The following is a 21,780-nucleotide window of genomic DNA, read 5'->3' as shown; positions in this document are numbered from 1 at the left end:
CGAACCCGACGCGGCGCTCAGGACGTCGAGGCGGCGAGGGTGGCCCTGTGCTGGGGGCAATAGGACGCCACCGAGGCGCCGAGCAGGAAGGCGGCTTCATGGGCCGACAGATCGGTGGCCCTGGCGACGCCCATCACCAGCGAGCTCGGCGTCCTGCCCTTGTCGAGTCCGGCGCACATGTTGTGCCCCGCGGCGATCGCGGCGCCGCGGTCGCCGAAGACGACTCCGTGTCGCTGAATCTCCGCGATGAACGAATCGTCCTTTTGATCGGCCGACGCCGGTGCGGCGAAAACCACCGCGGCGGCTGTGAGGGCGAGCGCGCCGATCGCCGGCCAATTCCCGCAATGCCCATTCATTCGCGTCAAGATCTTCCTCAAAGTGCGGCTGGGTTCCGTAGTGCCAACGGTGGCTGAACGTTAACCAGAATCGCGGCATCTTTCTCGCCGGAGTTAACCGCGCCGCCTCACACCATTCGTCGCGCATCGCGGGGCTCTGCCGGCGGTTCACGTCCGGGCGGGCCGGACGGGCGCGGCGGCGCGGACGTCGAAATCTATTGGGGGACAGGGATTGCCAGTGCCTGTCGGCGAGTCGCGGGTCGGCCGCCGAGCGGAATCCGCGGGGGCGGGCGTCGCGACCGGCTGGCGCGGGCGCCGCCGGCGAGAGCAAACCGCAACGAAGATTTAACCGGGGCGGGGCTCGCCGCGCGCCAAATCCCGTCCCGCGGCGAGAAATCCCGCCCGCTCCATTCCGTGCCGTGCAGCCGCGGTCGTCGGTCCGCCCGCGAACCGGGGCGGCCGGAACGCAACGCTTTCACCGCGCCCGAAGCGGCGCCGCCGATGCATTGCCCGGTGGCCGTACGGGCGCGCCGCAGCCGCCTTCGGTATGGTCCAAGGAGTGTGCGGAGTCACCGGGGAGGTACGGCTCGACGGGCGGGTCCCCGATGTAGCAGCGGTGTCGGCAATGGCCGCCGTGATGACCCGAAGGGGCCCGGACGCGTCCGGCGCCTGGTCACAGGGCCGTGTCGCGCTCGGACATCGTCGCCTCAAAATCATCGACCTCAGCGAGGCCGGCGCGCAGCCGATGGTCGACCCGGAGCTGGGTCTGTCCATCGCCTTCAACGGCTGCATCTACAACTACAAGGAGCTGCGGAGCGAACTCACCGGGCACGGCTACCGGTTCTTCTCACACAGTGACACCGAGGTTCTGCTCAAGGCCTACCACCGCTGGGGCGACGACTTCGTCAGCCACCTGCACGGCATGTTCGCGTTTGCCATCGTCGAGCGCGACAGCGGCCGGGTGTTGCTCGGTCGCGACCGGCTGGGGATCAAGCCGCTCTACCTGACCGAGGACGGCCAGCGGATCCGGTTCGCCTCGGCCCTGCCGGCGCTGTTGGCCGGCGGCGGCGTGGACACCCGCATCGACCCCATCGCGCTGCACCACTACATGACGTTCCACTCGGTCGTCCCCGCGCCGCTGACCATCCTCCGGGGCGTCCGCAAGGTGCCGCCGGCGTCGCTGATCGCCATCGAGCCCGACGGCCGGCGCACCACCACCACGTACTGGACCCCGGACTTCACCCGGCACGCCGACCGCGCCGGCTGGTCGGAAACCGACTGGGAAGAGGCGGTGCTCGACGCGCTTCGCATCGCCGTCAAGCGCCGGCTGGTCGCCGACGTGCCGGTCGGCTGCCTGTTGTCCGGCGGGGTCGACTCCAGCCTGATCGTCGGCCTGCTCGCCGAGGCGGGCCAGCACGGCCTGATGACGTTCTCCATCGGCTTCGAGGCGGCCGGCGGCGTCGAGGGTGACGAGTTCCGGTGGTCGGACATCATCGCGAAGCGTTTCGAAACCGACCACCATCAGATCCGCATCGGCACCGACCGGATGCTGCCCGCGCTCGACGGCGCGATCGGCGCGATGAGCGAGCCCATGGTCAGCCACGACTGCGTCGCCTTCTATCTGCTCAGCCAGGAAGTGGCGCGGCATGTGAAGGTCGTGCAGTCGGGTCAGGGCGCCGACGAGGTGTTCGCCGGCTACCACTGGTACCCGCCGATGGGCTCGCCGGCCGCGGCGTCGCTTCAGGGCGCGGTCGCCGAGTATCGCGGGGCCTTCTTCGACCGCGACTCGGCGGAGCTGGCCGGCCTGCTGGGGCCGGGCATCATGGCCCCCGGCGACCCCAGCGAGCGCTTCGTCACCGAACACTTCGCGCGCGTCGGCGCCGAGACGGGCGTCGATCGCGCGCTGCGGCTCGACACCACCGTGATGTTGGTGGACGACCCGGTGAAGCGGGTCGACAACATGACCATGGCCTGGGGCCTGGAGGGCCGGGTGCCGTTCCTCGACCACGAGCTGGTCGAGCTGGCGGCGACCTGCCCGCCGGAGCTGAAGATCGCCCACGAGGGCAAGGGCGTCCTCAAGCAGGCCGCGCGGCGGGTGATTCCATCGGCGGTCATCGACCGGCCCAAGGGGTATTTCCCGGTTCCGGCGCTCACCCACCTGGAGGGGCCGTACTTGGACATGGTGCGCGACGCGCTCTACGCGCCGGTCGCCAAGGAGCGCGGCCTGTTCCGCGCCGAGGCGGTCGACGCCCTGCTGGCCGATCCCAACAGCAAGCTGACACCGCTGCGCGGCAACGAACTCTGGCAGATCGCCCTGCTGGAACTCTGGCTGCAACGGCACGGCATCACGGGTCCGGTGGCATGACCGTGGCCGATCCCCCCGGCGACCACACCGAGGCGATCACGATGGGCCTGCACGACGCCTCGCCGCCGGAGCTGGTGGAGGCGATGGCCAAGGACGTCGAGCTCGAGTTGGGCTGGGGCCGGCTCATTTTCGGACAGACGTTCGCCGATTCGCAGCAGCTGGTGGAGGCGCTGCGCCGGGAGGGGCCCGGCCGCCGCGACATCTGCATCTACGCCCGCGAATCCCACGTGGTGGTGGCCGAAGCGCCGACCGAGCTCTTCATCGACCCCAGCCACACCTACCGCCTGCGCTTCGCCGATGCCACACCCGAGGACCTGTCGGCGCCGCCGCTGGGCATCACCGTGCGCACGCTGAACGACCCGGTCGACGCCGACGCCATGAACCGCGTCTACGTGCGCTGCGGCATGGTGCCCGCCGGGGTCGACGTCATCTGGAACAACCACCTCAACGTGCCGGCGGTGACCTATCTGCTGGCGGTGCGGGACGCGGACGGCGCCGTGGTGGGCACAGTTACCGGCGTCGACCACGAGTTGCTGTTCTCCGATCCCGAGCAGGGGTCGAGCCTGTGGACCCTGGCCGTCGACCCCGCCGCCGGACTGCCCGGGATCGGCGCGGCCCTCACCCGGGCGCTGGCCGAACGCTTCCGCACCGCGGGCCGCGCCTACATGGATCTGTCGGTCGCGCACGACAACGCCGCCGCCATCGGCCTGTACGAGAAGCTCGGCTTCCGCCGCGTCCCGGTGCTGGCGATCAAGCGCAAGAACGCGATCAACGAGCCCCTGTTCAGCCCGCCGCCCGAGACGGTCGACGACCTCAACCCCTACGCGCGGATCATCGCCGACGAGGCGCTGCGCCGCGGGATCTGGGTCGAGGTGCTCGATGCCGAGACCGGCGAGATGCGACTCACCCACGGCGGCCGCAGCGTGGTGACCCGCGAGTCGCTGTCCGAGTACACCTCGGCGGTCGCCATGTGCCGCTGCGACGACAAGCGCCGCACCCGCCGCCTCGTCTCCGAGGCGGGCATCACGGTGCCGCGCGCCCGCCTGGCCACGTTCGACGAAGGCGACCACAACTTCCTCACCGAGGTCGGCGAGGTGGTCGTCAAACCGACCCGCGGAGAGCAGGGGAAGGGCATCACCGTCGGCGTCACCGCCGAAAACGGTTTCCAGGACCTCGCCGACGCCCTGGCCCGCGCGCGTGAGCAATACCCGGACGTGTTGATCGAGCAGCGGGTGCAGGGTGACGACCTTCGGCTGGTGGTGATCGACGGCCGGGTGGTCGCCGCGGCGCTGCGGATGCCGCCGGAGATCATCGGGACGGGCGAGCACAGCATCCGGGACCTGATCGCGGCCGAAAGCCGGCGGCGCTCCGCAGCCACCGGTGGCGAGTCACGCATCCCGCTCGACGACCTCACCGAGGCGACGGTCGCCGAGGCGGGCTGGACGCTAGACGACGTGCTGCCCCAGGGCAGCCGCCTGCGCGTCCGCCGCACCGCCAACCTGCACCAGGGCGGCACCATCCACGACGTCACCGCCGTGGTGAATCCCGAGCTGTGCCGCGTCGCGGTGACGGCCGCCGAGGCGATCGGTATCCCGGTGACGGGCATCGACCTGCTGGTGCCCGACGTCACCGGCGCCGAGTACGCCTTCATCGAGGCCAACGAGCGGCCGGGGCTGGCCAACCACGAACCCCAGCCCACGGCGGCGGCTTTCATCGACTTCCTGTTCCCCGGCCACCCGGGCCAGCCGGCGGCCTGGACCCCCGAGGAGTCGCGCGCCGACCGTGGCTGAGGCTTGCCATCCGCTTCGCTGGGGTAATTCTGAAGATCACTCAGAGAGGAGCCAGATGAGCGGAAGCGTGCAAACCGGGACCATCACCACCCACGTGCCGGCGCGCCTGGACCGCCTGCCCTGGTCGCGATTCCACTGGCGCGTCGTGATCGGGCTCGGCGGCGTGTGGATCCTGGACGGGCTCGAGGTCACGATGGTGGGCAACGTGTCCGCTCGCCTCACCGAAAAGGGCAGCGGTATCGACCTCAACCCGGCGCAGATCGGCCTGGCGGCCGCGTTCTACATCGCGGGCGCGTGCCTGGGCGCGCTGTTCTTCGGGCACCTGACCGACCGGTTCGGGCGGCGCAACCTGTTCATGCTGACCCTGGCGGTGTACCTGGTGGCCACGGTGGCGACCGCGTTCGCTTTCGCCCCCTGGTATTTCTTCGTCACGCGGTTCTTCACCGGCGCGGGCATCGGCGGCGAATACGCCGCGATCAACTCGGCGATCGACGAGCTGATCCCCGCCCGCCTGCGCGGCCGCGTCGACCTCATCATCAACGGCACGTACTGGCTCGGCTCCGCCGCGGGCGCCGCCGGTGCGCTCGTGTTACTGGACACGTCGAACTTCGCGCCCAACGTCGGCTGGCGGCTCGCCTTCGGCGTCGGCGCCATCTTCGGCATCTTCGTGCTGCTCGTGCGGCGCAACGTCCCGGAGAGTCCGCGCTGGTTGTTCATCCACGGCCGCGACGAGGAGGCCGAGCGCGTCGTCGGCGAGATCGAGGAAGCGGTGCGGGCGGAAACCGGCGAGCCGCTGCCCGAGCCGCAGGGGCGCAAGCTGAAGATCCGCCAGCGCGAGACGATCTCGTTCCGCGAGATCGCCCGGGTGGCGTTCAAGCTCTACCCGCGGCGCGCGATCCTCGGGCTGGCGCTGTTCACCGGGCAGGCCTTCCTCTACAACGGGGTGACGTTCAACCTGGGCACGCTGCTGAGCGGGTTCTACGGGGTGCCGTCGGGAAAGGTGCCACTGTTCTTCATCCTGTGGGCACTGAGCAACTTCATCGGCCCGCTGGCGCTCGGGCACCTGTTCGACAGCATCGGCCGCAAGCCGATGATCACGGCCACCTACCTCGGCTCCGCCGTCGTGGCCGTCGTGCTCGCGATCCTGTTTGTGACGCAGACCGGCGGCGTCTGGGCGTTCATCGGCGTCCTGGCGGTGGCGTTCTTCCTGGCCTCGGCGGGTGCCAGCGCGGCCTACCTGACGGTCAGCGAGATCTTCCCGATGGAGACCAGGGCGCTGGCGATCGCGTTCTTCTACGCGATGGGAACCGCGATCGGCGGCATCACCGGCCCGCTGCTGTTCGGCCAGCTGATCAATTCGGGGGAGCGCGGCCAGGTGCTGTGGTCCTTCCTGACCGGCGCCGCCGTCATGGCGATCGCGGGTCTGGTCGAGTTGTGGCTCGGCATTGCCGCCGAACGGCGCCCGCTCGAAGAGCTGGCATTGCCCCTGACGGTCGACGACGCCGCACACCGGGAGGCCGGCGAGGCCGCGACGCGATAGCGCGGCCGTGCCGGCTTACCCGAGCAGCTTGGTCAGCCAGGTGGGGTCCTGGTAGTTCACCGACGCGGTGCCATCCCACACGAACGGGGTGGAATTGGCGTTCAGTCCCGACAGGGTCGCGTAGCCGTTCGCCGACTTCGTCTTGCCCGCGCCGAGGTCGTCGCCCGATTTGATGCAGGTCAACACGTCGGCGTCCGCGCCCACGGTCTTGGCCAGCGAGGCGAGCTCCCCGTCGGTGCGGTCCTCCGGCGCGTCCTCGGCCGGCTGGAAGTTGCTGGCGAACAAGCCCGAATAGAAGGCGGTGTAGAGCTTGGGGTCGTTCTGCGCGGCGACGCAGTACGACGCCGCGACGGCCCGGGTCGAGTAGTTCTTGCTGTGCGACTTGTCGTCGAGGAAGTCCAGCAGGTGGTAGCGCACCGCGAGCTTCTTGTTGTTCACCGCGGTGTCGATGTCGCCCGCGTTGGACCGGATGAAACTGCCGCACGGCGGGCAGATGGGTTCGTTGAAGATGTCGATCGTCAACGGCGCCGCCGAGCTGCCCACATACACGCCGTCGTCGAGGACGCGCAGCGCGACGGCGTCCGGCGGGGGCGGTTGCGGGGTCGGCGCGGCCGGGGACGATTCCCACGGCCGGAGTATCGCGAGGACCAGGGCCGCGACGGCCAGCACCGCGACACCGGCGACGCCGACCCACAGCCAGGGCTTGCGGCTCGGCCGCGGCGGTTGGGCCCAGGGCGGCGCCCCGACGGGCCCGGCGGATCCCCACGCGGGGGCGCCCGCCCAGCCCGTCGGCTGGGGGACCGGAACCCCGGGGGCCGCCGGCGCGGCCCGCGTCGGCCCGGACGCGGGGGCGTGCGCCCGGGGGGCCTGGGCAATCCCGGCGGCGTGCTGGTTGGCGAACGCGGCCGGTATCCGTGCCACCTGGCTGCGCTGCAGGATGTCGGTGGCCCGGTCCCGGTCGGGTTCTGCCAGCGCCGCGTAGGCGGCCGCGGACAGGTCACCGCAGGTGGCGTAGCGGTCCGCGGGATCCTTGGCCATGCCGCGGGCGATCACCCCGTCGAAGGCGACCGGGATGCCGGGCCGTGCGGCGCTGGGCCGTGGGATCGGCTGGTGCAGGTGGGCGCCTATGACGCTGACCTGGTCGCCGGTGTACGGCGGGGATCCGGTCAAGCACTCGTACAGCACGCAGGCCAGGGCGTAGATGTCGGCCCGGTGGGTGATCTCGGCGTCGCTGAACCGCTCGGGGGCCATGTATTTGACGGTGCCCACCGTGGTGCCGATCTGCGTCAGCTTCTCGTCGGACGTGGCGCTGGCGATCCCGAAGTCGACGAGGTAGGCGAAGTCGTCGCCGCTCACCAGGATGTTCTCCGGCTTGACGTCGCGATGCAGCACCCCGGCGGCGTGCGCGGCGTCGAGCGCCGAGCCGATCTGGCGCACGATGGCCACCGACCGCGGCGGGGACAGCGGGCCGTACCGGCTCAGCATGGTGGCCAGGTCTTTGCCGTCGATCAGGCGCATGTCGACGTAGAGCTGGCCGTCGATCTCGCCGAAGTCATGAATCGGGACGACGTGCGGTTCGTGCAGCCGGCCCGCCGTGCGGGCCTCGCGCTGCATGCGGGAGCGGAAGACGGGGTCGTTGGACAGCGTCTGCGACATCAACTTCAGCGCCACGATCCGCTCGCGCACCGTGTCCTCGGCCTCATAGACGTCGCCCATGCCGCCGCGGCCGACCAGCCGCAGCAGCCGGTAGGGACCGAACTGCGAACCCTCCCGCGAATCCGCGGTCGTGTCACTCATCCCGACTCCTCAGCCACCGACCGTGCGCAGGCATAAGGCTAAGGTTTCGCAGGCCGCCGGGCGCGGCGAATAGCGAAAGCCAGCAAATTCGGTGGGCCCCGATCACCGGGGCTCGTCGTCACCGCCGCTGCGTTCGGCGAGCCCCTCGCGGGACAGCGCGCGGACGAATCCGAAGGCCTGCATCCCGGCCGGCCCGGGGTTTTCGGTGATCCAGTCGTTGATCTTGCCCAGCGCGTTGGCCAGGTCGTCGCGCTTGACGCGGATCAGGTAGGTCAGCCGGTCGTCGTCCGGATCGTCGATCGACTCGGCGACGGCGACGGGATTCTTGAAGGCGTACGCGATCCCGTGCACGGCGTCATGGTTCAGCGCCCACCGAAGTTCGCTGGGCCGCAGCCGGTTCACCGCCAGGTTGCGGTAGTCGTGATCATCTATTGAGCTGCTCACCTGGCCGATAGCCCTCCTCTGTGTGGCTCGAGAAAGTGGACGGTGAGGAACTGAAAACGATGCCGCGCAGGCGATTCGACGCGAGCGTCAAACCGGGCGTTTCCATCATAGGAAGCGAGCGCGTTCGCTGCATTTCGAGCGCCGGCCCGGGCACTCGCCCCCCGGGTGTGACCCGCCGCGCCTGCCAGGCCGAGATCACGAGAGGAGGTGGCTGACCAGTGTCGGGTGGATCAACAGCGCAACGCCCAGAAGCACCAGGGCCGCCGCCGTCACGCGTCTGAGTTGATCGCCGAACGGGGTCGACTTTTCCAGCCAGATCACGACCGCGAGCGCCAGCATCCATGCCAATTGCATTGTGCCGAAGGCGATCAGCAACAACATCAGCAACCAGCAGGAACCGACGCAATAACCGCCGTACCGGCCACCGGCCAGAAATGCGCGGCCCGCCCCGCCGAGGCGGCCGGATCCGGCGGGCGCGGAGATCGGCCAGCGGCAGTGCCGCAGGCATGCCGCCTTGAAGGGCGTGAGCTGATGCAGACCCGCGAGCACCGCCACCGCGCCGGCGACGCGGCCGACCCACGAGCACGCGTGAAGCACCGGGTCCAGGCGGACGGACGCAACGTAGGCCGGCAGGCCCACGGCGGCCCACATGGCCAGGTATCCGGTGACGAACATGATCGCCGGCGCAACCTTGCCGGTGGCGGCGTGGGCGTAGCGCCGGACGACGGGCAGGACGGCCGGCAGCATCATCGCGGCCATCATCGCCACCCACGCGATGAGGAAGGCGACCAGCGACATCGCGGACTGGGCGTTCATCGGCATCGAGTCGCCTTGCATGGTGGCCATGGCCACCGACCACCACCAGCCCAGACCGGCCACCGCCAGCAGGATTGCCGGCAACCAGACGTCGCTCCACGACCACTTGGATTGTTGGCTGTCGCCCACGAGGCCACCCCTTCGTCCACATCCCAGCGCGATTTGACCGTACCCTACCCCACCCCGGGTGGGGTAGGGTACCGTGTAGACGGTCGACCGGATGGAGAGCGGTATGGGCGAGGACCTCACGGACAAGAAGCGCGCGGCGCTCAATCGGCTCAAGACGGTTCGGGGCCACCTGGACGGGATCATCCGCATGGTGGAGTCGGACGCGTACTGCGTCGACGTGATGAAGCAGATATCGGCGGTGCAGTCGTCGCTCGAACGCGCGAACCGGGTGATGTTGCACAACCATTTGGAGACGTGCTTTTCCGCCGCGGTGATCGATGGTCGCGGTCAGGCCGCCATTGAGGAGCTGATCGACGCGGTCAAGTTCACGCCGGCATTGACCGGACCGCAGGCCCAGCTCACCGGCGCGGCGGTCGGCGAGGCCGCCGACGACGGCGAGCCGGCGACCGCCGGAAGCCGGGGATGACGACGGGGTTCGCGGTGCCGGCGACGGCCCGCTTCGACCGGGCAACGAGACGAAGGGATTGGTGAGGACATGCCGTTGCATGGATTCGCGGCTAAGGCGATGCCCACGGTGGTGACCGGCGTGGTGGGGGCCGCCGCCTACGAGGCGCTGGCGAAGGCGCCGTGGCGGAAGGCAACCGTGGTGGCCGCCGCATGGGGCATCCGGGTGGCCCGCGAGGCGGAGCGCAAGGCGGGCCGGAGCGCCGAGCAGGCTCGGCTGACGGTCGCCGACCTGATGGCCGAGGCGAGGGAGCGCGCCGGGTCCGAGGGTGCGCCGCTGACCGTGGCGGGTTCGGGCGACGACGAATGACCGCTGTCCTGTGCGATGTCGATGTCGCCCTGAAGGTCGTATCCGACGCTTCCGGGCGAATGCGCGTGCAGGTCAACGGGTTCGGTGTGGACGCGGTGCGGGCCGTCGCGATCGAGGAGGCGGTCGCCGAGGTGGCCGGCGTGCAGGCGGTGCAAGCCTATCCGCGCACCGCGTCGGTGGTGATCTGGTACTCGCCCGGGCAGTGCGACACCGCTGCCGTGCTCTCGGCGATCGCCGAAGCCGAACACGTCCCGGCGGAGGCCGTGCCCGTGCGCGCTCCGCACTCGGCCGACATCCCCAAGACGGGCGTGCTGCGCAGGCTGGCGAGCGGCATCGGGTTGGCGCTCTTCGGCCTGCGGCAGCGCCCGTCGGAGGGTTCGGCCGACGCCGCGAGTTGCGGCGGCTGCGGTTCCACACCACCGGTCACCTCGGGGTCGCTGCCGCCGGACGAGCAGAGCAGGCGGGAGCGACGCACGTGGCTGCGCCGGGTGTTGCTGGCCTTCCCGCTGGGACTGGTGGCGATGGCGTCGACGATGTTGTTCGGCGCATATTCGTGGGCGGGGTGGGTGGCCTTCGCCGCGACGGTGCCGGTGCAGTTCGTCGCGGGGTGGCCGTTCCTGGCGGGGGCGGTGCGGCAGGCGCGGGCGGGGACCTCCAGCATGGACACGCTGGTGGCGCTGGGCACGCTGACCGCGTTCGTCTACTCCACCTACCAGTTGTTGGTCGGTGGCCCGCTGTTCTTCGACACCTCGGCGCTGATCATCGCGTTCGTGGTGTTGGGCCGCTATTTCGAGGCCAGGGCACACGGTAAGGCGCGAGAGGCCATCAGCAAGCTGCTGGAGATGGGCGCGAAGGAGGCCACGCTGCTCGTCGGCGGCGAGGAGCTTCTCGTGCCGATCGATCAGGTCCAAGTCGGCGACCTGGTGCGGGTGCGTCCGGGGGAGAAGATTCCCGTCGACGGCGAGGTCGTCGACGGGCGCGCCGCAGTCGACGAATCGATGCTGACCGGCGAGTCGGTTCCCGTCGAGAAATCGGTCGGCGACCATGTCGCCGGGGCGACGGTCAACACCGACGGGATCTTGACCGTGCGCGCCACCGCCGTCGGGGCGAACACCGCGCTGGCCCAGATCGTGCGGCTGGTGGAGCAGGCACAGGGCGGCAAGGCTCCGGTGCAGCGGCTGGCCGATCGCGTCTCGTCGGTGTTCGTGCCGGCGGTGATCGGTGTCGCGGTCGCGACCTTTGCGGGCTGGACGCTGATCGCCGCCAATCCCGTCGCCGGCATGAGCGCCGCGGTCGCGGTGCTGATCATCGCCTGCCCGTGCGCGCTGGGGCTGGCCACTCCGACCGCGATCATGGTCGGGACCGGGCGGGGCGCCGACCTCGGGATCCTGGTGAAGGGCGGCGAGGTCCTGGAAGCGTCGAAGAAGGTCGACACGGTGGTGTTCGACAAGACCGGCACCCTCACCCGCGCCCAGATGCGGGTGACCGACGTCGTCGTGGGCAAGCGGCGCCAGCCCGATCCGGTGTTGCGGGTCGCCGCCGCGGTCGAGTCGGGCTCCGAACACCCGATCGGCGCGGCGATCGTCGCCGCCGCGCGCGAGCGGGAGCTGAAGGTTCCGGCCGCCACGGGGTTCGCCAGCGTCGCCGGGCACGGGGTGCGCGCCGAGGTGGACGGCAAGTCGGTGGTGGTCGGGCGGCGCAAGCTCGTCGACGAGCACCGTCTGCAGTTGCCCGACGACCTCGCCGCGGCGGCCGCCGAGCTGGAAGGGCAGGGCCGCACCGCGGTGTTCGTCGGCCAGGACGGCCAGGTCGTCGGCGTGCTCGCCGTGGCGGACACGGTGAAAGACGACGCCGCGGGCGTGGTCCGGCAGCTGCACGACATGGGGCTGCAGGTCGCCATGATCACCGGGGACAACGCCCGCACGGCTCACGCGATCGCCGGACAGCTCGGCATCGACCGCGTGCTGGCCGAGGTGCTGCCGCAGGACAAAGTCGCCGAGGTGCGCCGCCTGCAGGACGAGGGCCGGGTCGTCGCGATGGTGGGCGATGGCGTCAACGACGCCCCGGCGCTGGTGCAAGCCGACCTGGGCATTGCGATCGGCACCGGCACCGACGTGGCCATCGAGGCCTCCGACATCACGCTGATGTCCGATCGCCTCGACGGTGTGGTGCGCTCGATCCAGCTTTCCCGGCAAACCCTGCGCACCATTTACCAGAACCTCGGCTGGGCCTTCGGCTACAACACCGCCGCCATCCCGCTCGCCGCCCTGGGTTCCCTGAATCCCGTGGTGGCCGGCGCGGCGATGGGTTTCTCGTCGGTCAGCGTCGTGACGAATTCGCTGCGACTCCGCCGTTTCGGTCGTGAAATGGACCACGAACGAGACGTTGCCGGGCCGAAAAGCGTTGAGAGTCGCGACATTCGGAGAGGATGACCGAGGAGGTCGGGATGGCTGGATTCAGCCGGCGGACGGCGCTCGTTGCGCTCGGCGCCAGCGCCGCGGCGGGCGTCGGGGTCGTGTTGCGCGTCGCGGCGGGGCCCGCCGTGCGGATCCGCCTGGCCGACTGTGGCGGCATGATGGGCGCCGGCCACGCCGACATGCGGGCATACATGGACATGTTCCACCGGCACGCGGAGATCACCCGCACAGTTGAGGAGATCCCCGGCGGCGTACGCACCACAACCCAATCCGCGGCTCCCGACCTCACCGCTCAGCTGCACGCCCACGTCTCGAGCATGTACGCGCATTTGGATCAGGGCACCGAGGTGATGTGTATGAGCCAGACCCTACCCACGCTGTTCCGCAACGCCGGTAATTACCGCCGCCAGCTGACGCTCACGCCCACCGGCGTCATCGCCGAGGAAACCTCCGATGACCCGGCGCTCACCGAGGTGATCCGTGCCCACGCCCGCGAGGTGACCGGGTTCGTACAGGACGGCATGCCGGCAATGATGCGGGGAATGATGGGGCCCGGCTGCATGAGAGGGCCCGGCGGCATGATGGGTCCCGGCGGGATGATGGGACCGCCCTGACATCAGGGCCCGGACGCCGGGGTCAGCAGCAGTCGTCCCCGCGCCACGATCCGACGCCTTCCCAGACGGCGGCTGCCGCCACCCCGAGACCGATCACCGGGTCCAGCCACCAGCCACCGGGCCACACGGCGGTGACGGCCAGACCGACCAACACCGCCGCGGCCTGCGCGGCGCACAGGTAGTTTTGCTTGCCCTCTCCGGCTGTAGCCCCCGAGCCGAGACGGGCGGCGAGTCGGTGTTTCGTCCAGCCGAGTACCGGCATGACGATCAGCGCGAGCGCGGTCAGCGCGATCCCGATCATCGTGGTCCGGGCTTGGTGCTCGTCGAGCAGGTTGTGGATCGACTCGGCGGCGATGTAGGGCGCGATGAGCCAGAACGAGACGGCCACTCCGCGTTGGGCCCGCCGTTCGGCGGTCTCGGACAGGGTGCGCGAACCCGTGAAGCGCCAGACGACGATCACGCTGGCGAGCCCCTCCACTGCGCTGCCCAGTGCCCAGCCGATCAGCGCGATCGAGCCGACGGCGAAGCCCTGCCAGAGCCCGACCGCACCCTCGATGAGCATCCAGACCAGGCTGGCCCAGGCCAGCCATCGGGCGGCCAGCGCCGCGCGATGCCAGGCGGCATCGCGCGTGAGCGGCGTGGGCAGTGAGTCGCCGCAGGGACCTTTGCACGCGCACTGGGTCGTGGCGTCGGCCGGCTGGTCGATGGTCATGGCGCCACCTCGTATCGGGGGTCGTCGTCTTCCGTCCCGTAGACGGGACAGAGCGCGACGGCCTGCCCCGTCGCAGCCAGCACCGTCTCTGCGGCGCTCAGCAGGTCGATCAGCGCGGGCTGAGTCAGCCGGAACAACGAGGCGCGCCCGATCGGTTCGGAATCCACCAAGCCGCAATCCTTGAGGCAGCCCAGGTGTTTGGAGACGGTCGACTGGGTCAGCCCGACCGCACCGACCATGTCGGTGACCCGCGCCGGCCCGGCGGCCAGGTGCCGCACGATGGCGAGCCGGGTGGGGTCGCCCAGCGACCGGAACAATGCGGCGGCGGGGGTGAGTTCTATTCGCTGCACTTCCGTCGCGGCAGCGGCCGCATTCATTCCCATTGGGGAATGTTATCGCCTGGCGGCGACCGCGGTACCCGGCCCGCTCACCGGCGGTATTTCACGAACAGGTAGTCGTCACAAACCAGTGCGTGTTCGAGGCGCATCGGCACGGGCGCGGTCAGTGCCGACGGGGTCAATCGCTGCCCAACCGGCTGGCTCGCGGCAAGTTTGGGGGCCAGCGTCACGCAGACCTCGTCGACCACACCGGCCTCCACCAGCTCGTCGAGCACGGTCGGGCCCCCCTCGCACAGGATGCGGCGCAAGCCCCCCGCGCGCAGCAGCGCGACGGCGCGCGCCACGTCCACGGAGTCCTCGCCGGCCAGCAGCACCTGCCGCCGGCCGGCGTCGTCGGGGTGGTCTCGCACCGCCGGGGCGTGCGCGCACGTCACCAGGATCGGTGGCTGGCCGGGGTCGCCGAGCAGCCTCGGCGGCAGCTGGCCGCTGCGGCTGATCACCGCGATCGGCGGCGGGGTCCGCCCCGGGTCCGCGAGCCGCACCGGCCCGTAGTTCTCCGCCCGCGCCGTCCCCGCGCCCACCAGCACGACGTCGGCGAAGCCGCGCAGGATTCTCAGCAGTTGCTGGTCGGCCGGACACGACAGCGGACCCGCCCGGCCGCCGAACGCGGCGGCGCCGTCGGCGCTGAAGATCATGTTGACCCGCACCCCGTCCGGGGCATCGGCGTAGAACGGCGCGAGTTCGGTGACACCGGCGACGGTGCCCACCCGGGGAGTCACGCCTACGCCTCGTGGCCGGGTTCCAGATGGCGGACGTCGCGGAAGGACACCCAGCGTTCGAGTTCCTCCGGCGGCTTGCCGTCCACCGGCGCGAGCAGGTGCCCGACGTGGTCGCCCAGCGAGAACCTGTCGAGAATTTCGCCGAGGAACCATGCGGCGGCGTCGTCGAGAATGGGCACCCCGGCCGGGCCGGCGTGCCACGAGCAGCGGTCGAACTTGTCGACGGTGTCGCCGGTTTGGCTGCCGAACAGCTCCACGACGTCGAGGTGGTCGTGGTCGAACAGGTGCACCGCCAAGTGAGTCGCCTGGGCGGCGACCCGGAAGGTGTGGTTCTTCTTGGACAGGCCGACCAGGAATCGGGGCGGGTGAATGCTGGTCTGGCAGGCGAACCCGACCAGACAGCCCGCCGAGACGTCGCCGGCCGACGTGGTCACCACGTACATCGGGTAATTGAGCAGCCCCACCAGCTTTTCGAACGCGTCTTCTCCCGGGTCGGTCATCCGCTCAGTCTTCCCGTTCGAGGCGCCGGCGAACCCGGCGGCGCGCCTAGCTCTGGCAGCAGGGCTCGTCGGCGGTGTCCGAAAAGGTGTCGGAGTCGGCGATCACGGTGTAGACCTCCCAGCGTTCCCCGCCGGGGCCGGTGACCCACACCTTGTCCTGGGTGGCGAAGCAACACGTGGTGTCGAGCTCCTCGTCGGTGACCAGTCCCCGGTCGCCCAGGCGGGCGATTTCGGCGTGCACCGTCTCACTGGAGGCGACTTCCACCCCGAGGTGGTTGAGGCTGCCGCCGTGACCGGGGTTCTCGAGCAGCACGAGCTTGAGTGGCGGCTCGGCGATCGCGAAATTGGCGTAGCCGGGCTTGATTTTGGCCGGTTCGGTGTCGAACAGCTTGGAGTAGAACGCGATCGCCTCCTGTAGGTCGTCGACGTTGAGGGCGAGTTGCACGCGAGACATGATGTCCTTTCTTCGGGTGCGGGTTAGGCGGTTGCCGTGGGCAGCAGTTCGGCGATCAACGCCGCGACGCGCTCGGCGAGGTCGTCGCGGATGGCACGCACGGTGGCCAGCGGTTGGCCCGCCGGGTCGGGCACTTTCCAGTCGCGGTAGGACACCCCCGGAAAGTAGGGGCAGGTGTCGCCGCAGCCCATGGTGATCACCACGTCGCTGGTCTGCACGTCTTCGCCGGTGAGGATTTTCGGGTTGGCGGCGGTGATGTCGATGCCCCGCTCGGCCATGGCCGCGATCGCGACGGGGTTGACCTCGTCGGCGGGCTGCGTTCCCGCGGAACGGACTTCGATGCGTCCGTCGGCCATCTGGCCCAGCAGGGCGGCGGCCATCTGTGAGCGGCCGGCGTTGTGCACGCAGACGAACAGGACGCTGGGCTTACCGGCCATCGGTGGGGACTCCTGGGGCCGGGTCGTCGCGGAACAGCCGGGCGCGCAGTGCAAGCGACACGTAGACCAACCCGATCAGCACGGGTACCTCGATCAGGGGGCCGACCACCCCGGCGAGGGCCTGCCCGGACGTGACGCCGTAGGTGGCGATGGCCACCGCGATGGCCAGTTCGAAGTTGTTGCCGGCGGCGGTGAACGCGAGGGTGGCGGTGCGGGCGTAGCCGAGGCGCAACACGAGTCCGAGGGCATACCCGCCCGCCCACATGATCGCGAAGTAGGCCAGCAGCGGGATCGCGATCCGGGCCACATCCAGTGGCCGGGAAGTGATCTCGTGGCCTTGCAGGGCGAACAGGATCACGATGGTGAACAGCAGCCCGTACAGGGCCCAGGGACCGATGCGGGGCAGGAACCGCGTCTCGTACCAGTCGCGGCCCCGGAAGCGTTCGCCCAGTCGGCGCGAGGAATATCCGGCCAGCAGCGGAATGCCGAGGAAGATGAGCACGGCCTTGGCGATCTGCCATGGGGAGACGTGGATGCCCGTCTGCGGCAGGCCCAGCCAGCCGGGCAGCACTGACAGGTAGAACCAGCCCAGCGCGGCGAACATGACCACCTGGAACAGTGAATTCAGCGCGACCAGCACGGCGGCGGCCTCTCGGTCCCCGCAGGCCAGGTCGTTCCAGATGATGACCATGGCGATGCAGCGCGCCAATCCGACGATGATGAGCCCGGTGCGGTACTCGGGCAGGTCGGGCAGCAGGGCCCAGGCCAACACGAACATCACCGCGGGTCCCACCACCCAGTTGAGCACCAGGGAGGACACCATCAGCTTCCGGTCGGTCGTGACCTCGTCGAGCCGGTCGTAGCGGACCTTGGCCAGCACCGGATACATCATGACCAACAGGCCCAGTGCGATCGGGAGCGAAACGCCTTGCACGCTAACGGCACTCAGGGCCGACCCGAGTCCCGGCACGATGCGGCCCAACAACAGGCCGGCGGCCATCGCCGCGCCGATCCATACCGGCAGGAACCGGTCCATGGTGGGGAGCCGGCTCGCCGCCGCGGTGGGCGCCGTGGCACGAATGTCGGTCATGGCTTCAGCACCGACGAAAGACGCTGCAGCGCAGCGGGAATCACCCAGTAGTACACCCAGGTGCCGCGCCGCTCGCAGTCCAGCAGCCCGGCCGAACGCAGCAGCTTGAGGTGATGGGAGATCGTCGGCTGCGACAGATCGAAGGTCGCCGAGATCTCGCACACGCACGCCTCCCCGCTGGGGTGGCTGGCGATCAGGCTCAACAACCTCAGGCGCACCGGATCGCCCAGCGCTTTGAACATGGCCGCCAATTCGGACGCCTGCGAATCGGCCATCGCGGCCGTTCCCAGCGTCGGGCAGCAGGTCTGCAGTTGATTCGACATTCTTCTATATAAACACATATCGAATCAATGCGCCACCCTCACGTGGTCGTCGGTGGTGACCGCAGCGCCGACCCGGTGAGCCAGGCATCGAGCGACAAGGTGCCGGCCCCGGCGAATAGTAGGAACAGGCTGCCGCATAGCTGGGCCAGGTCGACGCGGGATTCGTGGATGAAGTCCCACCACCCGTGTTCGCGGCCGAAGAGCGGGGCCTGGCAACACAAGAGGGGCAGCTTGGTGATGAGCAACGCCCCGAGCATGTCGACGATCATCGGCGCGGCGGCCAGCCGGGTCAGCAGCCCGAGGAGGATCAGCGTGCCGCAGCCGATTTCGAAGGCTCCGTCCAGCGTGGAAAAGAACGTAGGTGCCGGGATGCCCGCCTTCTCGAACCTGCCGGTGCCCAGCGCGGCCGGTCGAAGAAACTTCAGAACGCCCTCGCACAGGAACACCAGTCCCACATAGAAGCGAATCAGCACCACCGCGGCCGGGGCGCGTGTCGAGAGCGCCGGTGCGAGTCGCGATCCGGGGCTAATCATGCGTGGCCTCCTCGTGATCAGAATCCCTTGGGGCCCGCCGAATCGCGTAGGCGGCGATGCCGACGGCGAGCACCACCAGGCCGGACAGCACCGACGACAGGGGCATCGCGAACGCCAGTATCGCGCAGCCGATCAACCCGACTACCGGGATCGCGCGGACCGGGCGGCCCTCGTCCGGCCGGAGGGTGAAAGCGGAGGCGTTGGCGACCGCGTAGTAGATCAACACCGCGAACGAGGAAAAACCGATCGCATCCCTGAGGTCGACGGTGGCGGCCAACGCTGTCACGACGGCACCGATCAGCAGCTCGGCGCGGTGCGGCACCCGGAAGCTCGGGTGCACGGCGGTCAGCCAGTGGGGGAGGTGGTGGTCGCGGGCCATGGCCAAGGTGGTGCGCGAGACGCCGAGGACCAGTGCCAGCAGCGATCCCAGCGCCGCGACCGCCGCGCCCACCTGTACGACGGGGACGAGCCAGCCCGTCCCGGCCGCCCGCACGGTGTCGACCAGCGGCGCCGTCGCGTGGCCGAGGCGCCGTGGCCCCAGCGCCGCGACCGCGGCCACCGCCACCAGGGTGTAGACGGCCAGGGCGATGCCGAGCGCCAGCGGGATCGCCCGCGGAATGGTGCGCGCGGGGTCGCGCACCTCCTCGCCCAGGGTCGCGATGCGCGCGTAGCCGGCGAAGGCGAAGAACAGCAGCCCGGCCGCCTGAATCACCCCGCCGACCGTCGTCCCGGACGGGCGAAGTTGTTCGGCGCTAACCGTTCCCGACGCGAAGGTGGCAACCACCACCGCGGCGAGCACGGCCAACACGAGCGCGACGATCACTCGGGTCAGCCAGGCCGACTTCTGCACCCCGGCGTAGTTGACCGCGGTCAGCGCGACCACCGCGGCGACCGCCACCGCGTGCGCCTGCGACGGCCACGCGTAGGAGCCGACGGTCAGGGCCATCGCCGCGCACGAGGCGGTCTTGCCGACGACGAAACCCCAACCCGCCAGATATCCCCAGAAATCGCCCAACCGCTCGCGGCCGTAGACGTAGGTGCCGCCGGAGGCGGGGTAGCGAGCGGCCAGCCGGGCGGAGGAGGTGGCGTTGCAGTAGGCCACCAGCGCCGCCAGCGCCAGGCCCAGCAGCAGGCCGGACCCCGCCGCGCGCGCCGCCGGGCCGAGAGCGGCGAAGATACCGGCGCCGATCATGGAGCCCAGCCCGATCATCACCGCGTCGAACACGCCCAGGCTGCGGCGAAGTTCGCCGGTGTCGTTGTCGCCCAATGGCTCTCCTCACCGCGCAGGCAGCGCCCAATCTATCAAATCGATTTGAGGTATTGTCCGAGGGGTGTCGGCTACCGATCGTCCCGCGGTGCCGCAGCTGATGCGGATGGCGTCGCATCCGGTGCGCTGGGCGCTGCTGAGCGAACTCGTGGGCGGCGACCACCGGGTGCGGGAGTTGGCCGCCGCCGTGGGCGAGCCGCAGAACCTGGTTTCGTATCACCTGCGGCTGCTGCGCTCGGCCGGGCTGGTGCACGCGCGGCGCAGCAGTTTCGACGGTCGAGACACCTACTACCGCGTGAACCTGACCGGATGCGCCGGAGCGTTCCGGGACGCGGCCGCGGCGCTGCATCCCGCGCTCGCGCCGGCGCCGCTCGCCACGCCGCCCGCCCGGTCGGTGCTGTTCTTGTGCACCGGCAACAGCGCGCGCTCACCCATGGCCGAGGCGCTGCTGAAGACGCGGGGACGGGGCCGCATCCGCGCGGCGAGCGCGGGCAGCCATCCCAAACCGCACCTGCACCCCAACGCGATACGCGTCATGCGCGAGAGGTACGGCATCGACCTCGCCGGGCGCCGGCCCCAACCGTTGACCGCGGTGGCCCGCCGCAACTTCGATTGCGTGATCACCCTGTGCGACAAGGTCCGCGAGTATGCGCACGAGCATGGCCCGGACGTGACGATGCACTGGAGCCTGCCCGACCCGTCGGCCCACGGCGCGAGATACCCGGAATTCGGCCGGGTGGCAGACGAATTGGAAGACCGCATCGAATTCCTGGTGCCCGCCCTCGGCGCGTGTCCGCGGGGGCGATGACCGTGTCGCTCGATCGGCGCGGCTTCTTCAAGTGGGGTGGCCTGGCGGCGCTGGCCGCAAGTGGGGGCGCCGGCGCCGTCTCCGCCTGCGCACGGCCCACCCGGCCCGTCGGCAAAGCCGATCACACGTTGCGGATCGGTACCGCCACCGTGGAGTTGGCCCCGGGCCACGTGGTGTCGACCTTGACCTACAACGGGCAGTTCCCCGGCCCGCTGCTGCGGTTCGACGAGGGCCGGCGAACGACGGTGGATGTCTTCAACGACACCGATTCGCCCGAGCAGCTGCATTGGCACGGCCAGCACGTCGGCGTCGACGTCGACGGTTCCGCGGAGGAGGGCACCCCCTACATCCCCGCGCACGGCATGCGGCGGATTTCCTTCGTGCCGGGGCCGGCGGGTTTTCGCTTCTACCACACGCACGTGGTGCCGCGGGCCGACCTGTCCCGCGGCCAATACAGCGGCCTGGTCGGCCCCGTCTACATCGAGCCCAGGCAGCACGTCGGTGCGTACGACCAAGAGATCTTCCTGACGCTCAAGGAATTCGAGCCCAGTCTCACCCGCGGGGGCGACATGGCCGCGGACTTCCTGGCCGGTGAACAGCAACCCGACTTGAAAGACAAGGGGGAGTCATCGATGGCGGCGTCGCTCGGCCGTGGCGACCCGCGCGGGTTCGAGGTCGGCTACGGGGCGTTCGCCGTCAACGGACGGATGCTGGGCCACAGCGACCCCATCCGGGTCCGGACCGGTCAGCGGGTGCTGCTGCACGTGCTGAACGCGAGCGCCACCGAAACGCGGAGCCTGGCCCTGCCGGGTCACGCCTTCACCGTGGTGGCGCTGGACGGTAACCCGGTACCCGCCCCGGCGTCGGTGCCGGTGCTGTGGCTCGGTGCCGGCGAACGCGTTTCGGCCCTCGTCGCGATGACCAACCCGGGGGTGTGGGTGCTGGGGGACGTGTCCGACGACGACCGCGGCCACGGCATGGGCGTCGTCGTGGAGTATGCCGGCCGCGGCGGGGATCCGCAGTGGGCGCCGCCGCCGTCGTTCAAGTGGGATTACCGGCTGTTCGCGCGGCCCGCCCCCGTCCCGCCGCCCGAGCGCACGATCGAGCTGCTGATCGAGAAGCGCAACGCCGCCGACAACGGTTTCAACCTCTGGACCTTCAACGGCACACCGTTTTCCATGGACACCAACCGACCGGTGCTCGACTTGGAACGGGACAAGCGCTACCGGCTGCGCTTCCGCAATGCCAGCGACGACATGCACCCGATGCATCTGCATCGGCACACGTTCGAGATCACCCGATTCGCCGGCACGCCAACGGCCGGCGTGCGCAAGGACGTCGCGATGCTGGGCGGCTACCAGAGCATGGACGTCGACTTCGTCGCCGACCAGCCCGGCCTGTCGCTGCTGCACTGCCACCAGCAGATCCACATGGATTACGGCCTCATGCTCTTGCTCAACAGCGCCTGATCCGGCCGG

Annotated in this window: 21 protein-coding genes and 1 pseudogene; 9 read left to right on the top strand and 13 right to left on the bottom strand. The window is 70.1% G+C overall.

Annotated elements, in window-relative coordinates:
* Nucleotides 1-17: 17 nt before the first annotated feature.
* Nucleotides 18-356 carry a DUF732 domain-containing protein gene (locus U8D42_RS10175; RefSeq protein WP_322860354.1) on the bottom strand — a complete coding sequence of 113 codons (339 nt, stop codon included), beginning with the start codon at nucleotides 354-356 and terminating at the stop codon, nucleotides 18-20.
* Between the two features lie 538 nt (nucleotides 357-894).
* On the opposite strand from U8D42_RS10175, the gene U8D42_RS10170 reads away from it, so the two are divergent.
* Genes U8D42_RS10170 through U8D42_RS10160 form a run of 3 tightly spaced genes read left to right on the top strand, consistent with a single transcriptional unit; the run spans nucleotide 895 to nucleotide 6,030 of the window.
* A complete protein-coding gene (locus tag U8D42_RS10170; RefSeq protein WP_322860243.1) occupies nucleotides 895-2,700 on the top strand; it encodes an N-acetylglutaminylglutamine amidotransferase in 1,806 nt (601 codons plus the stop codon).
* A complete protein-coding gene (gene ngg / locus U8D42_RS10165) occupies nucleotides 2,697-4,490 on the top strand; it encodes an N-acetylglutaminylglutamine synthetase (protein ID WP_322860244.1) in 1,794 nt (597 codons plus the stop codon). The genes U8D42_RS10170 and ngg overlap by 4 nt, the downstream gene beginning before the upstream one ends.
* A gap of 55 nt (nucleotides 4,491-4,545) precedes the next feature.
* Nucleotides 4,546-6,030: an MFS transporter gene (locus U8D42_RS10160; RefSeq protein WP_322860245.1), complete on the top strand. Its 1,485-nt coding sequence runs from the start codon at nucleotides 4,546-4,548 to the stop codon at nucleotides 6,028-6,030.
* Between the two features lie 15 nt (nucleotides 6,031-6,045).
* Here the strand turns inward: U8D42_RS10160 and U8D42_RS10155 are convergent, their stop codons facing one another.
* The 3 genes from U8D42_RS10155 to U8D42_RS10145 form a co-directional block, all read right to left on the bottom strand.
* On the bottom strand, nucleotides 6,046-7,827 hold the full coding sequence (locus U8D42_RS10155) for a serine/threonine protein kinase PknE (RefSeq protein ID WP_322860246.1): 1,782 nt from the start codon (nucleotides 7,825-7,827) through the stop codon (nucleotides 6,046-6,048).
* A 102-nt stretch (nucleotides 7,828-7,929) separates the two neighbouring features.
* Nucleotides 7,930-8,271: a hypothetical protein gene (locus U8D42_RS10150; RefSeq protein WP_085243636.1), complete on the bottom strand. Its 342-nt coding sequence runs from the start codon at nucleotides 8,269-8,271 to the stop codon at nucleotides 7,930-7,932.
* A gap of 195 nt (nucleotides 8,272-8,466) precedes the next feature.
* Nucleotides 8,467-9,216, bottom strand: coding sequence for a DUF2182 domain-containing protein (locus U8D42_RS10145; RefSeq protein WP_322860247.1), 750 nt, complete (start codon nucleotides 9,214-9,216; stop codon nucleotides 8,467-8,469).
* A 103-nt stretch (nucleotides 9,217-9,319) separates the two neighbouring features.
* Here U8D42_RS10145 and csoR point away from each other — a divergent pair, with 103 nt between their 5' ends.
* From csoR to U8D42_RS10125, 4 genes are all read left to right on the top strand, one after another.
* Entirely contained in the window at nucleotides 9,320-9,682 is a 363-nt protein-coding gene (gene csoR / locus U8D42_RS10140) for a copper-sensing transcriptional repressor CsoR (protein ID WP_090421836.1), read from the top strand.
* A gap of 69 nt (nucleotides 9,683-9,751) precedes the next feature.
* Nucleotides 9,752-10,030: a DUF1490 family protein gene (locus U8D42_RS10135; RefSeq protein WP_090421838.1), complete on the top strand. Its 279-nt coding sequence runs from the start codon at nucleotides 9,752-9,754 to the stop codon at nucleotides 10,028-10,030.
* Nucleotides 10,031-10,089: 59 nt separating this feature from the next.
* Nucleotides 10,090-12,462, top strand: coding sequence for a copper-translocating P-type ATPase (locus U8D42_RS10130; RefSeq protein WP_322860355.1), 2,373 nt, complete (start codon nucleotides 10,090-10,092; stop codon nucleotides 12,460-12,462).
* 14 nt (nucleotides 12,463-12,476) lie between these two features.
* On the top strand, nucleotides 12,477-13,061 hold the full coding sequence (locus U8D42_RS10125) for a hypothetical protein (protein WP_085243648.1): 585 nt from the start codon (nucleotides 12,477-12,479) through the stop codon (nucleotides 13,059-13,061).
* A gap of 22 nt (nucleotides 13,062-13,083) precedes the next feature.
* Here U8D42_RS10125 and U8D42_RS10120 read toward each other — a convergent pair whose 3' ends face one another.
* The 9 genes and pseudogenes from U8D42_RS10120 to U8D42_RS10080 all read right to left on the bottom strand — a co-directional run bounded on the left by U8D42_RS10120 (nucleotide 13,084) and on the right by U8D42_RS10080 (nucleotide 19,437).
* On the bottom strand, nucleotides 13,084-13,773 hold the full coding sequence (locus U8D42_RS10120) for a cation transporter (protein ID WP_322860248.1): 690 nt from the start codon (nucleotides 13,771-13,773) through the stop codon (nucleotides 13,084-13,086).
* Nucleotides 13,770-14,156: an ArsR/SmtB family transcription factor gene (locus U8D42_RS10115; protein WP_431523840.1), complete on the bottom strand. Its 387-nt coding sequence runs from the start codon at nucleotides 14,154-14,156 to the stop codon at nucleotides 13,770-13,772. Before U8D42_RS10115 ends, U8D42_RS10120 begins: the two co-directional genes overlap by 4 nt.
* Nucleotides 14,157-14,200: 44 nt before the next feature.
* Nucleotides 14,201-14,890, bottom strand: coding sequence for a pyrimidine reductase family protein (locus U8D42_RS10110; RefSeq protein ID WP_322860249.1), 690 nt, complete (start codon nucleotides 14,888-14,890; stop codon nucleotides 14,201-14,203).
* Between the two features lie 2 nt (nucleotides 14,891-14,892).
* A complete protein-coding gene (locus U8D42_RS10105; protein WP_322860250.1) occupies nucleotides 14,893-15,390 on the bottom strand; it encodes a flavin reductase family protein in 498 nt (165 codons plus the stop codon).
* A 46-nt stretch (nucleotides 15,391-15,436) separates the two neighbouring features.
* Entirely contained in the window at nucleotides 15,437-15,844 is a 408-nt protein-coding gene (locus U8D42_RS10100; RefSeq protein WP_322860251.1) for an ArsI/CadI family heavy metal resistance metalloenzyme, read from the bottom strand.
* Between the two features lie 23 nt (nucleotides 15,845-15,867).
* Nucleotides 15,868-17,371: pseudogene (gene arsB / locus U8D42_RS10095) on the bottom strand (ACR3 family arsenite efflux transporter).
* Nucleotides 17,368-17,694 carry an ArsR/SmtB family transcription factor gene (locus U8D42_RS10090; protein WP_431523839.1) on the bottom strand — a complete coding sequence of 109 codons (327 nt, stop codon included), beginning with the start codon at nucleotides 17,692-17,694 and terminating at the stop codon, nucleotides 17,368-17,370. Before U8D42_RS10090 ends, arsB begins: the two are co-directional and overlap by 4 nt.
* A 38-nt stretch (nucleotides 17,695-17,732) precedes the next feature.
* A complete protein-coding gene (locus U8D42_RS10085; protein ID WP_322860252.1) occupies nucleotides 17,733-18,227 on the bottom strand; it encodes a DoxX family protein in 495 nt (164 codons plus the stop codon).
* On the bottom strand, nucleotides 18,220-19,437 hold the full coding sequence (locus U8D42_RS10080) for an APC family permease (RefSeq protein ID WP_348636968.1): 1,218 nt from the start codon (nucleotides 19,435-19,437) through the stop codon (nucleotides 18,220-18,222). Before U8D42_RS10080 ends, U8D42_RS10085 begins: the two co-directional genes overlap by 8 nt.
* Nucleotides 19,438-19,558: 121 nt before the next feature.
* On the opposite strand from U8D42_RS10080, the gene U8D42_RS10075 reads away from it, so the two are divergent.
* Nucleotides 19,559-20,302: a helix-turn-helix domain-containing protein gene (locus tag U8D42_RS10075; protein WP_276327162.1), complete on the top strand. Its 744-nt coding sequence runs from the start codon at nucleotides 19,559-19,561 to the stop codon at nucleotides 20,300-20,302.
* A complete protein-coding gene (locus tag U8D42_RS10070) occupies nucleotides 20,299-21,771 on the top strand; it encodes a multicopper oxidase family protein (RefSeq protein WP_322860254.1) in 1,473 nt (490 codons plus the stop codon). Before U8D42_RS10075 ends, U8D42_RS10070 begins: the two co-directional genes overlap by 4 nt.
* The last annotated feature ends 9 nt before the right edge of the window (nucleotides 21,772-21,780 follow it).

The organism is Mycobacterium europaeum (assembly GCF_034555895.2).
Classification (GTDB): Bacteria; Actinomycetota; Actinomycetes; order Mycobacteriales; family Mycobacteriaceae; genus Mycobacterium; species Mycobacterium europaeum.
This window is presented reverse-complemented; position numbering and strand designations above follow the sequence as displayed.